This is a genomic window from Rhodococcus sp. 320_ES, from assembly GCF_059691855.1.
The window spans coordinates 161,222-174,545 of sequence record NZ_JCAWAG010000002.1; the positions used below are offsets into that span (position 1 = coordinate 161,222).

Sequence of the window (13,324 nt, forward strand, 5' to 3'; positions counted from 1 at the left end):
TGCCGATCGTCGACGCCCACCGTCACTGTGTCTACCCGACACACCATCACCCCCCCGAGTTGACCGGAATGCTAACCGACGTCAGCTACCGCCCCGGCTTTTCACCGCGTTAACGAAGACATTGGGTATCTCGGCCGGATTTCGCGCGACGAAGCTGGTGCCCCCGGTGGCGTCGGAAAGCTGTTGCAGGCTACCGGCATCGGCGTCGTCCGTGATCCCGATGGTGACGATGGCGACCGGCTTGGACGGGTCCTGCTCGCTTGCGAGAATCTGTAGCAAGGTATCGAGGTCGATGCTGTTCTGGTCCTCGTTCGCGCCGTCGGTGAGCACGATGACGCTGTTGAATGCGGTGGGGTCGTACTCTTCCTTCATGCGCCGCCACGCCGCGAGGGTGGTGTCGTAGAGTCCGGTACCGCCGCCGACGAGTGTCGGCAGCGTACCGATCGCATTCGTGAGCGCCTGTCGACCGGTCGCCCCGTCGACCACCTGGTTCAGGGTCCGCAGGGGCACCAACTCTCGCCAGTCCTGAGTGCCGCCGCCCAGCCCGATGGAGTACGCCCACAGGCCGAGCGACGCGTTGTCGGGAAAGAGGCCGATGCCGGTGGTGCTCGCCTTGACCGTCAACCCGATCCGGGTGTCACCGCCGACCGGATCGGCCATCGACCCCGACACGTCCTCGAGCACGATGGCGCGGGTGGGCAGGGCGAGAGCGGAGAATCGGCGCAGGGCCGAGTCGAGTGCGCCGCGGTCACTGGGCACCAGAGCGTCCACGTCGCCGACGCCGCGACCGTCCCGGAGCGCGGACATGTCGGACGGCCGAAAGCCGTTGTCGAGAAGTGCCGCGCGCGCGGCGTCGCTCTGCATCGCCTCGGCGAGCGCCACACCGGCGGCCTTGGCCGCATCGCGCTGCGGTCCCACCGGCGCCGTCACGGCGATCGGGTAGTCGAGAACGACGGCGCCCGTGTTGGGCGCGGTGGCCGCCATCGGGACACCCGTCCACGACGCCACCTGTTGCTCCGAGACGACCGCGACGCCACCGTCGTCGGCCACCTCGGTGAGCCGAGCGGCGGAATCACCCTGCATCCGTCCGGCCATCGCCTGCGCGATGGGGACCAGAGCAGTGGACACCGCGTCGACACCACCCGGCTTGCCGTTCGCCTCGGCCAGCGCAGCCTCCACGGGCGCGCGAGAGACACTGTTGGACAACGGGTTACCGAGTCGCAACGTCGTCAGCTGCAAGGCGGTGAGCCACGAATCGAAGAACGGCAACTCGCCCTCGCGTGAGGCGATGACGACGGGCGACGCGGCAATGGACTGGCTCGCGATGTTCACCAACTGACCGGTCGACGTCGCGACCGACCCGAGCACCTCGGACGAGTCAGGGATCCACAGCGCCGGACCGTCACCTCTTGCCACGGCCGCGGAGGTCACGTCGGCGTCGTCGTCCACGATCGTGAGCTGCGCGCACCCGAGGTCCTCGGGCGATGTCGTCGAGACGACGGATCGAAGGACCGGAACCAGGGCCGGGTCGGCCGACACGGTGAGGGTGTCGGTGCGGTCGCACCCCGCCGAAGCGAGAACGCGTTGGGCCGCGAACGTGCCACCGGCGATCACGATCAGGGCGACCCCCAGCACGGCCAGATAGCGCAGCGGCACTCTGCTCGCGGCGCCCCTCGCATCCGGCGCGCTGTGTCGACCCGGCATACGTTCGATCCCCCAGAGCCGGGGGAATTCCCCCGTTTGGCCGCAACCCCCGCTACGGCTAGTTCGTTTCGATCGACGAATACTAGCCCGACTGCCCGCTTTCGGTCAGGAGTACAGCTCGACGAACTTCTTCAGCGACTTCTCGATGTCACCCTTGAGCGCGCGGGCGACACCCGATCCGATGGGGCCGAAGAGGGGCGCACCACCCATGTCGACGTCCAGCTTCAGCTCGGACTCGTCGCCCTTGGCGGTGACCGTCACCAGCAGTTTGATCTTGACGCCACCCTTGCCGTCGCCCTTGAGCTGCAGCTTCTTCGGGGGCTCGTACTTCAGCAGGGTCCACTTGACGCGGTTGCGCATCCCCTTGACGGCCACGACGGAACTGACTTCGATGCCTTCGGTCAGCTCGTCGGGAATGGGGCTTCGCCATCCGTCGTGAATGCTGAGCCACTTGTCGTAATCCTGCAGATTCGACGCATTCTTCCACGTCGTTTCCGGGTCCAGCGGAACAGCGATCGATACATCGAGTTTGGCCACGACGACACATTAGCCCGACGCACACCGGTGAGGTGTGCGTCGGGCCATTGTCAGGGATTTGTCCCAAACGCTAGTGCTTGACTGCCTTTTCCGCTCCGACGCCGGTCAGCGAGCGAACTTCCATCTCGGCCGCCTTTTCGGTGTTCTCGTTGTCCTTGGACGTGAGCGTTCCGACGATGCCGAGCAGGAATGCCAGCGGAATGGAGACGATTCCGGGGTTGGACAGCGGGAACCAGGCGAAGTCGCTGCCCGGAATCATCGCGGTCTTCGACCCGGACACCGCCGGCGAGAAGACGATCAACACGAGGGTGGAGATCAGACCGCCGTACATGCTCCAGAGCGCGCCACGCGTGGTGAAACGTCGCCAGAAGAGCGAGTACAGAATGGTCGGCAGGTTGGCTGCCGCTGCGATGGCGAATGCCAGGGCCACGAGGAACGCGATGTTCTGACCGTTGGCCAGAATGCCGAGCCCGATCGCGAGCAGACCGATCACGACCGCGGTGATGCGGGAAACCTTGACCTGCTTGATTTCGTCGACCTGGCCCTTCTTGATGACGCTCGCGTAGATGTCGTGAGCGAAGGACGCCGACGCGGTGATGGTCAGTCCGGCGACCACCGCGAGGATCGTCGCGAAGGCGACCGCAGAGATCACGCCGAGCAGGATCACGCCACCGAGTTCGAAGGCGAGCAGCGGCGCAGCCGAGTTCTGGCCGCCGGCAGCAGCCAGAATGCGGTCCGGTCCGACGATGGCCGCGGCGCCGTAGCCGAGCACCAGGGTGAAGAGGTAGAACGCACCGATGAGCGCGATGGCCCACACGACGCTGCGACGAGCTTCCTTGGCGGTGGGCACCGTGTAGAAGCGCATCAACACGTGCGGCAGACCCGCCGTGCCGAGCACCAGCGCGATGCCGAGCGAGACGAAGTTGATCTTCGAGGTGGTCGAGCCGCCGTACTGGGCACCGGGAGCCAACACGTCGCGGGCTGCCGTCGCTTCGGTGGCCGACCCCGACACCGTCTCCTGCGCGCTGCCGAGGATCTCGGAGAGGTTGAACCCGAACTTCGCCAGCACCAGGATGGTCATCAATCCCGCACCGGCGATGAGCAGCGCCGCCTTGATGATCTGGACCCAGGTGGTGCCCTTCATTCCGCCGACGAGAACGTAGACGATCATCAACACGCCGACGACGGCGATGACGATGGACTGACCGGTGCGATCGGAGATGTCGAGCAGAAGCGCGACGAGACCGCCGGCTCCGGCCATCTGAGCGAGAAGGTAGAACAGCGACACGGTCAGCGTCGAGATGGCTGCTGCGGTGCGAACCGGGCCCTGCTTGAGGCGGAAGCTCAGCACGTCCGCCATCGTGAACTTGCCTGTGTTACGGAGCATCTCGGCCACGAGGAGCAGAGCGACGAGCCACGCGACGAGGAAGCCGATGGAGTAGAGGAAGCCGTCGTATCCGTAGACCGCGATAGCGCCCGCGATGCCGAGAAAGCTTGCCGCCGAGAGGTAGTCACCGGCGATGGCGACGCCGTTCTGCGGACCGGAGAATCCGCCGCCGGCGGTGAAGAAGTCGGCGGCGGTCTTGTTGTTCCGGCTGGCGCGGATCACGACGATCATCGTGATGATCACGAACGCCGCGAAAATGGAGATGTTGACGAGCGGGTTGCCGACGGTCTCGGCCTTCGCCGCTTGAGCGAGGAGTGTCATGCGATCGGCCCTTCGAGCTCTTCACGGATCTTGGCGGCGCGGGGATCGAGCTCGCGGTTGGCGAACTTCACGTAGATCCCGGTGATGACGAACGTGGTGACGAACTGAGCCAGGCCCAGGAGCAGGCCGACGTTGATGTTGCCGAACACCTTCGTGCCCATGAAGTCGTGTGCGTAGGCGCCGAGCAGCACGAAGCCGATGTACCAGAGCAGGAAGAAGGCGGCCATCGGGAAGACGAACCGGCGCAGGCGGCGCTTGAGGTCTTGGAACTCGGGGCTCGCCTGCATGTCGACGAATTCCTGCGGCTCAGGTACTCGGCGCTCGCCGGGGCCGGCGTTGGCTGTGGTCACTGGTTGTCCTCTCGAAAACGGCTGATGGCGAAACCGTAGTGAGAGCGCGATCACATCGGACGGCTATGGCGGGGGTCACACGCCGAGGTGCGCGTCGGTGCGACGAGCGGTCTGCGTCGACCGACGAGCGGGCAGGCTCACAAACGTTCTTTGCTCATCCCGAGCCGCTCGGGGGCATGCATTCGGGTCATGATCCGACCGATGTCGGCCGGGATTCCGCCGCGCGTGACGAGGCTGACTCCGACCATCAGTGCGAACGCCAGCGGCACGCTCACTGCCGCCGGGTAACCGACGATGGTGGCCGGCCATCCACCGAGCAGCGTGGTCGGAAGTCCGCCGAGGACGGCGATCGTCGCGGCGCCGCCGGACACGACTCCCCCGCCGATCAGCCCGGCTGCTGCGCCGGCTGCGGTGAGTCCGCGCCACCAGATACCCAGCACGAGAAGCGGGCACAGAGTCGAGGCGGCGACGGCGAACACCAGCCCGACCGTGCGCGAGAGGTCGAGCGAGACGAGCCCCACCGACAGCGCGAGCGGCACGGCTCCCGCGAGCACCGCGGCGATGCGGAAGTCTCGGACGCGTCCGCGGAGAACGTCGGTGCTCAGCACACCGGCGATCGACACGAGGAGTCCGGACGACGTCGAGAGGAATGCGGCGATGGCCCCTGCCGCCACCAGCGCGGCGAGCAACTGACCGCCGATCCCACCGATCGCGGACGCGGGCAGCAGCAACACGGCGGCGTCGGACGCTCCCGTGATGAGCAACTGCGGGACGTAGAGCCGCGCGAAGACACCCAGCAGAGTGGGAAACAGGTAGAAGGTGGACAGCAGCGCGACCACGGCGAGTGCCGTTTTGCGCGCCGCCGGGCCGTCGGGGTTGGTGTAGAAGCGCACCAGCACGTGCGGCAGCCCCATCGTGCCGAGGAACGTGGCAAGGATCAGCGAATACACCTGGAACATGGGAAACGGCCCGCCCAGGCCTCCGCCCGGCGACACCCACTCGTCGCCGTTCACCGGCGCACCCGCCACCACGGGGACCGCTGCGCCCGCCGGCAGGTCGAGCACCGTGCCCGAGTTCAGCCGGTGGTCTCCCGCTCCGAGTTCGTACGGGCCGTCCACCGGAGAACCGTCGACGACTCCGCGGATCACCACCTGGACCGGGTCCGTCACCTGCACGACGACGTCGGTGGTGATGTCGACCGACGTGGCCCGGTCGACGGTCGGCGGGGCGGAGGTGCCGATGGTGCGATCGTCCGCGGCGAAGTGCATGGCCAGCACCACGGCGGGCACGGCGACCGCGGTGAGCTTGAGCCAGTACTGAAACGCCTGGACGAACGTGATGGAGCGCATTCCGCCGCCGACCACGTTGACGATCACGATGATTCCGGTGATCAGCGCACCCATCCATCCCGGCACGCCGAGAAGGATGTCGAGCGTCAATCCCGCCCCTTGGAACTGCGGAACCAGGTACAGCGCACAGATTCCCGCGACCACGAGCATCGCGAGGGTGCGCAGTCTCGCCGAGCCCAATCGGAACTCGGCGAAGTCGGGGACGGTATAGGCGCCGGACCGGCGCAGCGGTGCCGACACGAACAGCAGCAGTCCGAGGTATCCCGCGGTGAAACCGATGGGGTACCACAGAGCATCCGCGCCGTATTTCGCGATCAGCCCCACCACGCCGAGAAACGATGCTGCAGAGAGATATTCACCGGAGATGGCGGCCGCGTTCCAGCGCGGCCCGACGCTGCGCGAGGCCACCAGGAAGTCGGACGTGGTGCGCGCCAACCGAACCCCGTAGGCGCCGACGGCAATCGTCGCGACGGCCGAGGCGAGGACCGCGAGCAGTGTGTACGTCATCGTCAGTCCTCGACGAGCTCGGTGAATTCCCGCTCGTTGCGCTCGGCCGCGCGGACGAACAACCATCCCGCGCCGAGCAGAACCGGGTACACGACAACACCCAGCACCAGCCACGGCAACCGAACACCGGCGACGGTCAGCTCGCCCACCTCCGGAAGCAGCGCCATGAACACGGGGAACGAACACAGCAGGATCACCACGACCACCGCGGTGCGGACCGCAACCGCCAGCTGGGCACGGATCAAGCCACGCATCATGGCGTCGCCCACCTCGGTCTGTTCCTGCACCTCGACCCGCGTGCGCACGATGCGGGCACCGCGTCGTTGCGCGAGAACCACTCGCTCACGCGGCCGGGACTCGCCGTCGGCCATCACGCACGCGCCCGCCGCGGCCCGCGGACCAACCGATCACGCAGTTCGCGGGTGTGGCGGCGGCTGACGGGGAGTTCGACGGCGGGAGCGCCGCCGAACCCGCGCAGGCACACCACGAGTCCCGATCCGACCGTCTTGATGCCGGTCACCAATCCGAGCGAGACGAGGTAGGAGCGGTGCACGCGCAGGAACCCGTGCTGGGCCCAGCGAGTCTCCAGTGTGGACAACGGAATCCGAACGAGGTGGTTGCCTTCGCTGGTGTGCAGTCGTGCGTAGTCGCCCTCGGCTTCGACCCACGCGACGGAACTGCGCTGGACCAGTGTGGTCACGCCGCCCAACTCGACGGGAATGACCTCGCCTCGGTCGTCGTCGCTCTCGGGCGGGTTGGTCGACCGCCGTTCGGACGCCCGCCGTTCCGAGACCCTGCGGACGGCGTCGGCCAGGCGCTCGTCGCGAATCGGCTTGAGGAGGTAGTCGACGGCGCCGATCTCGAACGCGGCCACGGCGCGGTCGTCGTGCGCGGTCACGAACACCACCGCGGGCGGTGTCGCGAAGTTGGCGAGAACGCCCGCGAGTTCGAGCCCGTCGAGACCGGGCATGTCGATGTCGAGGAACACGCCGTCGACGTCGGAGTCACGCAGCAGTCGCAGTGCGGTGGTCGCGTCGCGCGCAGCTGCCACGGATGCGACCTCGGCGCGTGCGCGCAGCAGGAACACCAGCTCGTCGAGCGCAGGTTGTTCGTCGTCGACAGCCAGCAGGCGCAATCCGGTGTGGTCGTTCGTCACAATGTATCGATCGTCCCACGCCCGCCTGCGATGCGGGCACGGACCGGCATAGTGTTCGCTCATGAGCCGCGCGGGAGACCTCCTGTCCGCCGCACCGCTTCCGATGAGATGGTGTGGCAGTCCCGGAGTGTCGACGCTCGCGTATCTGACGGAGGGCTCGGACGGAACACCCACCGCGGCAGCCGGTCTGATGTTCCTGCCGTCCGGTGCGCCGCCGGCGCAGGGATGGCCGGTCGTCTCCTGGGCACACGGGACGTCGGGAATCGGCCGATACTGCGGACTGACGGCGTCTCGCGGAGCACCGCACGACGCGCCGTTCCTGGCGGAGCTGGCCCGCGCCGGATACGCCGTGGTGGCCACGGATTACCTCGGTCTGACGCCCTCCGCGACCCAGTCTCATCCGTACCTCGACATCCGTACCGAGGCAACGTCGACCATCGACATCGTCCGCGCTGCCCGGCAGGCCGATTCGCGGTTGTCCGCACGTTGGGCGAGCTTCGGGGTGTCGCAGGGCGGTCACGCCGCACTGGGAGTCGGCAGCATCACCGCGACGTACGCCCCCGAACTCGACTATCGCGGCACGGCGGTCATCGCCCCGGCCTCCCATGTCGAGACGCTTCTGCCGATGGCGGGTCCGCACGCACCGAGAATCCCCGAACTGACCGGGCTGGTGGCCGTGGCCGGCGCAATCCTGTCGGGAATGTCGTTGCGTCCGAACGTCTTCGACATTCAGCCGTACCTGACCGACGAGGGCCGGCGCGTCGTCTCCGCGTTGGCCGACGTGTGCGTCGACAAGTGGGACGACGTCGTCGACGGGGTGACATTGAATTCCATGCTGACGACGCCGCTGTCGGAACCGGCGTTCGTTCGAGCGCTCGGCGAGTACATGCGCGTTCCCACCTACGGGTACACCCGACCGGTCTTCGTCGCTCAGGGCACCAGGGACACGATGGTCCCCCTCTCGCTCACGATGCGATTGCTGGCCGAGTTCGACGGCACGGGAACGGAATACGAGCTCGAGACCTTCGACTCGGATCACGATTCGATCGCCGAGGAGGGCGGCTTCGACGCCGGACTCGCCTTCGTCCGGCGCGTGCTCCCCGTGGCGAATCGGACCGGCTGACGGCCGACGCCTCGACCCGGCGGGCGGAGAGTGGAACACTCGACGACATGATCGAACTGAAGTCACCCGCCGAGATCGAGAAGATGCACGTCACAGGGCGGTTCGTCGCCGACACGCTGACAGAGCTTGGTGAGCTGGCCGGCGTCGGCGTCAACCTTCTCGACATCGAGAACCGCGCGCGCGAACTGGTCACCGAACGCGGCGCTACGTCCTGCTACTGGGACTACTCCCCCTCGTTCGGCGAGGGCCCGTTCCGGAACGTCATCTGCCTGTCGGTGAACGACGCTGTGCTGCACGGGTTACCGTTCGACTACACACTCGCCGACGGCGACGTGCTCTCCATGGATTTCGCCGTCGAGATCGACGGATGGGTGGCCGATTCCGCTCGCACCGTCATCGTCGGAACTCCCGCGCCCGAGGACGCACGCGTGGTCGAGGCCACGGAAGTGGCGCTGGCCGCCGCCATCGACGCCGCGCAGGCCGGCAACAAGCTCGGAGACATCTCCGCCGCCATCTTCGAGGTGGCCGACCGGTACGGATACCCGGTCAACACCGAGTTCGGCGGGCACGGCCTCGGGCGCACGATGCACGAGGACCCGCACGTCGCCAACAAGGGTCGGGCCGGACGCGGACTGACGCTGAAGCCCGGCCTGACCATCGCCCTCGAACCGTGGCTCGCCATCGGCACCGACCGCATCGTCTACGACCCCGACGGGTGGACCATCCGCTCCGCCGACGGGTCGCGGACGGCGCATTCCGAGCACACGATCGCGATCACGCAGGACGGCCCGCTGGTGCTGACTGCGCGGTAGCTCTGGGCCCGTGGTGACTCCAGGGCCCGCGTGACTCTAAGCCCTGATGCCATGGCGAAACTTCGGGATACGCATGCTCACCTTCGTACCCGCCTCCGGCGCCGTCTCGACCACCAGGCCGTAGTCGTTGCCGAACGTCGCGCGCAACCGGTCGTCGACGTTCGCGAGACCGACGTGCATTCCCTCGTCCGAATCGATCGACCCGGACCGGAGCAACTCGGGGTCCATGCCGACGCCGTCGTCCTCCACGCTGATCACGGCGTCGGTGCCTTCGTCGGCCGCGATGATGGTGATCCGGCCGCTTCCCCGCCCTGCGACCCCGTGCCGAACGGCGTTCTCCACCAACGGTTGCAGCGCCAGGAACGGCACCACCACGTTCAGCACCTCCGGCGCGATCTGCAGTGTGACGTCGAGTGCATCGCCGAACCGTGCACGTTCCAACGTCAGGTACCGATCGATGTTGCGCAGTTCGTCGGACAGGACAGTGTACTCGCCGGAGTTACGGAAGGAGTACCGGGTGAAGTCGGCGAACTCGAGCACCAGTTCGCGGGCGCGATCGGGGTCGGTTCGGACGAACGACGCCACGGTGGTCAGGGAGTTGTACACGAAGTGGGGGCTGATCTGTGCGCGGAGCGCCCGCACTTCGGCGCGGTCCAGACGTCCACGCGCAGCGTCGAGTTCGGCCAACTCGATCTGCTCGCCCACATAGCGGGCCACTTCGGTGCACGCGCCGATCATGCCCGGGCTCGGCTCCGCGTCGGTGACCGCGCCGAGCACGCAACTGACCCCGGCGCCGTCCGTGACCACCGGTTGCACGATCAGCGCACGAGCCGGAGTGTCACCGGATGCGGGCAGCCGCACCAGGACTCGACGCTCACCGTCGATCGCGCGGCGTGACGCCTCGCCGAATTCGGCTGCCAGATCGCCGTCGCCGGCGGTGTTCGCGAGAATGTGGCCCTCGGCGTCGGCGACGATCATCGCTTCGGCACCGATCAACGAGCGAAGGTGCGGCGCAGCTTCCGCAGCCGAGGTCTCGTCCAATCCTCGGCGCAGGGGTCGCGCGGCGCGCGACGCGGTGTGCAGCGTCGCGTGTACGGCACGCTCGGTCGGTGTGGTCAGGGGCTGACTGCTGCGCCGCGTGATCACGAAGAGCGCGGCCATCACCACCATCGCGATGGCGACGATCGCGACGGCAGCGGTCGCGGTCACGGCACCGACCCGCAGGTGTTCGCTGCGGGGACCCCGCCGAACCGGTCGAAGATCCATGCGATCGCTTCGCCGACCGCGGCCCCGTCGGCGTGTCCCTGGTCCGGTCGCAACCTGAAATCGATGGTGTCGCCGAGTGCGCACGCTCGCCTGGTCGCGTCCTCTGTCCAGGCGGGAAGCACAAGATTGTCGCGTCCGCCGACCAGAACCATCATGGGTGCTGCGGCAACGGATTTGGGGAGCGCGATGTCCACGAGCCATTGCCGGAGGCGTTCGAGAGCCTCCGGTGACGTCGGGGACACGTCGTCCGGTTCGATCTGCCCGGCCGCGAGAAACTTCTGCGAGGCCAGATCGCCCGTGCAGGAAAGCAATACGTCCTTGTTGGCGGCGAGCCCGCCGCGAATGTAGTCGCTGTCCTGCACGTCGGGGTACCGGGCCTCGAACCCCTCCAGCACGAACGGCATCAGAAACTGTTGCGGCACAGTCAGATCGAACGACCCGTTCACGACGACATTCGACAGATCGGCAGCCGGCGACAGGTTCGCGGATCCGAGGAACTCGAGCCCGTCACCGTACTGCGACGCCATCTCCGCCGCGGCCCAGGACGCCTGCCCACCCTGCGAGGTGCCGACGGCGGCCCAGCGGGTGCCCGCCGACGGTACGACGTTGCGCGCGGCCCGCACGGCGTCGATCATGTCGTACCCGGCGGACATCGGGTCGAGGTAGGGATGGGGGCCCTCGGTGCCGAGCCCCTGATAGTCGGTCGCCACCACGACCGCGCCACGAGCGAGAGCGGGCGCCACGGTGGTGATGTTGCCGAGCAGGTTCGGATACAACGAGGGAGCACATTCGTCGGTGACTCCGGTGGTGCCGTGACCGACGGTCACCACGGGCCATCCATCCGCGGGTGCTGCCCCCGCGGGGACGAACACCGTTCCCGAGACCACGACTCCCCCACCGTCCAATCCGGACGTCGACCGGTAGGTGATGCGGTATTCGCTCGCGCCGAGCGAGCTGATGCTCTGATCGACCTGACCGAGAAGGTCGCTGGTCACGATCTGCCCGCGCTCGTCCCCCGTGGGCGCCGGAGTCGCCGGTGCCGTACTCGTGGAGGCCGAGCTGGTGGACGGGGAGGCTGGGGGCCGCGGTGCCGGATCGGCGCTGCACCCGGCCAGCAGGGCCAGGATGGCGACACCGGCTGCTGTTCGCCGCACGTGCATCAGTCTCCGCTCAGCCTCTCGATGCGGCGCTCGGCCGCCGCTTGCTCGATATCGAGTCCCTCCAACACCGTACGCAACACTTCGTCGTCCAGGTCGCCCGAATCGCGCGCGGTCAGCAGTGCGTCACGCTGCGCTCGCAGAACGTTGCGGCGCACACGGTCGAACACCACACCCGTGCGTTTCGCAGCCGCCACCCGTTCCTGGTTCTCCTCGGTTTCGTCGGCCTGCATGCGGGCCAGAACGGACCGGCGCACACGCATCACCACTTCGTTCTTCTGCTCGACGGTCATGGTGTCGGGCATCCTGTCGGCCGCCTCGCGCAGGTACTTCTGCGCCGCCTGCCGTGAGATGGCGCGGGCCTTGCGGGTCTGTGCGTCCCACCACTCGGCTTCGTCCGGGTCTGCGACGTCGAGCCGCCGCACCAACAGCGGCAGCGTCAGTCCTTGCAGAAGCAACGTGCCCACCGCGACGGTGAAGGCGATCGCCTGGATCACTCCACGTCCGGGAAAGTTGTTGCCCGCCAACGTCGTCAAGGGAACACCGGTCGCCGCCGCCAGCGTCACCACACCGCGCATACCCGCCCACGAGAGCACCAGGTTCTGCCGCCAGCCGAGCCCCGAGTCCGCCTTCGCGGGCAGGAACCGCTCGACTCCCATGCCCGCGAATATCCAGAGCGGCCGCACCGCGATCACGAGGACCAGAATCAGCAGCGCATAGGCGACGATGTGGTGCACGGGAAGGCCTTCGGCCCGAACGTCGTCGACGACGAACTTGAGCTGTAGACCCATGTACGCGAATACGAACGTTTCGAGCAGCAGGTCGACTGTGGACCACACCTGCCGCTCCTGATTGCGGGTGCGAATGGTGTCGCGGGCGCTCGCGGCACCGAGCACGAAGCCGGCGGTCACCACGGCCAGGACCCCGGAGGCGTGGATCTTCTCGGCCGCGAGGTACGCCGTGAACGGAACGAGGATGCCCAGAACGGTCGCGAGCGCGGAGTCGGTGATTCGCGTCCGCACGAACCGGACCAGCCGAGAGAGCACGAGGCCGACACCGATTCCGCCGACCACCTCGTAGACGAAGTACAACACGGGCGAGTCGATACCCGTACGGCTCCCCGTCACCGCTGCCGTCGTCAGAGTGAACAACGTCAGCGCGGCTGCGTCGTTGACCAGAGATTCACCGGTCAGAATGGACATCACGCGATTGGACAGCCCCAGCTTGCGGCCGACCGCAACCGCCGCGACCGCGTCGGGTGGGGCCACGACGGCGCCGAGGACGAGTGCTGCGCCCAGGGTCAGTTCGGGAACCAACCAGAAGGCGAAGGCGCCGACCGCCGCGGTGGTCACCACGACCAGTCCGACACCGAGGCGCACGATGGTGCCGAAGCTGCGCCGGAAGCTGGCGAAGGAGAAGTCGAGAGCCGCCGAGTACAGCAGCGGCGGGAGCACCGCACCGAGGATCAGGTCGGGCTCGAGTTCGAGCCGCGGCAGGCCCGGGATGAAGGACGCGGCGGATCCGACGGCGACCAGCACCAGCGGAACCTGCAGGTCGAGCCGTTTCGCGAACCCGGCAATCGCCACCGCGCCGATCACCACCAACAGAAAAAGGGAACCGTCCACACCGAACAGTGTGGCGGTTCCCTCTGACTA

12 protein-coding genes are annotated in these 13,324 nt (G+C 67.5%); 2 read left to right on the forward strand and 10 right to left on the reverse strand.

The genetic code is table 11. The features are described from left to right. Window positions 1-81: 81 nt before the first annotated feature. The 7 genes from AC59JP_RS07465 to AC59JP_RS07495 all read right to left on the reverse strand — a co-directional run bounded on the left by AC59JP_RS07465 (window position 82) and on the right by AC59JP_RS07495 (window position 7,311). Window positions 82-1,704 (reverse strand): substrate-binding domain-containing protein, encoded by a 1,623-nt coding sequence (locus AC59JP_RS07465; protein ID WP_497325098.1) that lies wholly within the window; start codon window positions 1,702-1,704, stop codon window positions 82-84. Between the two features lie 105 nt (window positions 1,705-1,809). Beyond that, on the reverse strand, window positions 1,810-2,241 hold the full coding sequence (locus tag AC59JP_RS07470; RefSeq protein ID WP_497325100.1) for a type II toxin-antitoxin system Rv0910 family toxin: 432 nt from the start codon (window positions 2,239-2,241) through the stop codon (window positions 1,810-1,812). A 70-nt stretch (window positions 2,242-2,311) separates the two neighbouring features. Beyond that, window positions 2,312-3,949, reverse strand: coding sequence for a monocarboxylic acid transporter (locus tag AC59JP_RS07475; protein WP_497325101.1), 1,638 nt, complete (start codon window positions 3,947-3,949; stop codon window positions 2,312-2,314). Next, window positions 3,946-4,299, reverse strand: a complete 354-nt coding sequence (locus tag AC59JP_RS07480) for a DUF485 domain-containing protein (RefSeq protein ID WP_497325102.1) — start codon at window positions 4,297-4,299, stop codon at window positions 3,946-3,948. The genes AC59JP_RS07475 and AC59JP_RS07480 overlap by 4 nt, the downstream gene beginning before the upstream one ends. A 137-nt stretch (window positions 4,300-4,436) precedes the next feature. Further along, entirely contained in the window at window positions 4,437-6,155 is a 1,719-nt protein-coding gene (locus AC59JP_RS07485) for a sodium/solute symporter (RefSeq protein WP_497325103.1), read from the reverse strand. Window positions 6,156-6,157: 2 nt separating this feature from the next. Beyond that, window positions 6,158-6,526: a hypothetical protein gene (locus AC59JP_RS07490; RefSeq protein ID WP_497325104.1), complete on the reverse strand. Its 369-nt coding sequence runs from the start codon at window positions 6,524-6,526 to the stop codon at window positions 6,158-6,160. Further along, entirely contained in the window at window positions 6,526-7,311 is a 786-nt protein-coding gene (locus AC59JP_RS07495; RefSeq protein ID WP_497325106.1) for a LytR/AlgR family response regulator transcription factor, read from the reverse strand. The genes AC59JP_RS07490 and AC59JP_RS07495 overlap by 1 nt, the downstream gene beginning before the upstream one ends. Window positions 7,312-7,372: 61 nt before the next feature. Here AC59JP_RS07495 and AC59JP_RS07500 point away from each other — a divergent pair, with 61 nt between their 5' ends. Together AC59JP_RS07500 and map are read left to right on the forward strand one after the other, a co-directional pair. Beyond that, window positions 7,373-8,434 (forward strand): lipase family protein, encoded by a 1,062-nt coding sequence (locus AC59JP_RS07500; protein ID WP_497325107.1) that lies wholly within the window; start codon window positions 7,373-7,375, stop codon window positions 8,432-8,434. Window positions 8,435-8,481: 47 nt separating this feature from the next. Then, window positions 8,482-9,246, forward strand: a complete 765-nt coding sequence (gene map, locus AC59JP_RS07505) for a type I methionyl aminopeptidase (RefSeq protein ID WP_497325108.1) — start codon at window positions 8,482-8,484, stop codon at window positions 9,244-9,246. Window positions 9,247-9,282: 36 nt separating this feature from the next. On the opposite strand, the gene AC59JP_RS07510 is transcribed toward map, so the two are convergent. The 3 genes from AC59JP_RS07510 to AC59JP_RS07520 are packed head-to-tail and all read right to left on the reverse strand — an operon-like array spanning window position 9,283 to window position 13,294. Beyond that, window positions 9,283-10,455: a sensor histidine kinase gene (locus AC59JP_RS07510; RefSeq protein ID WP_497325109.1), complete on the reverse strand. Its 1,173-nt coding sequence runs from the start codon at window positions 10,453-10,455 to the stop codon at window positions 9,283-9,285. Further along, window positions 10,452-11,672 (reverse strand): lipase family protein, encoded by a 1,221-nt coding sequence (locus tag AC59JP_RS07515; protein WP_497325110.1) that lies wholly within the window; start codon window positions 11,670-11,672, stop codon window positions 10,452-10,454. The genes AC59JP_RS07510 and AC59JP_RS07515 overlap by 4 nt, the downstream gene beginning before the upstream one ends. Further along, the gene (locus AC59JP_RS07520) at window positions 11,672-13,294 is read right to left on the reverse strand and encodes a Na+/H+ antiporter (RefSeq protein ID WP_497325111.1); all 1,623 of its coding nucleotides are present in this window, start codon (window positions 13,292-13,294) and stop codon (window positions 11,672-11,674) included. The genes AC59JP_RS07515 and AC59JP_RS07520 overlap by 1 nt, the downstream gene beginning before the upstream one ends. Window positions 13,295-13,324 lie beyond the last annotated feature (30 nt).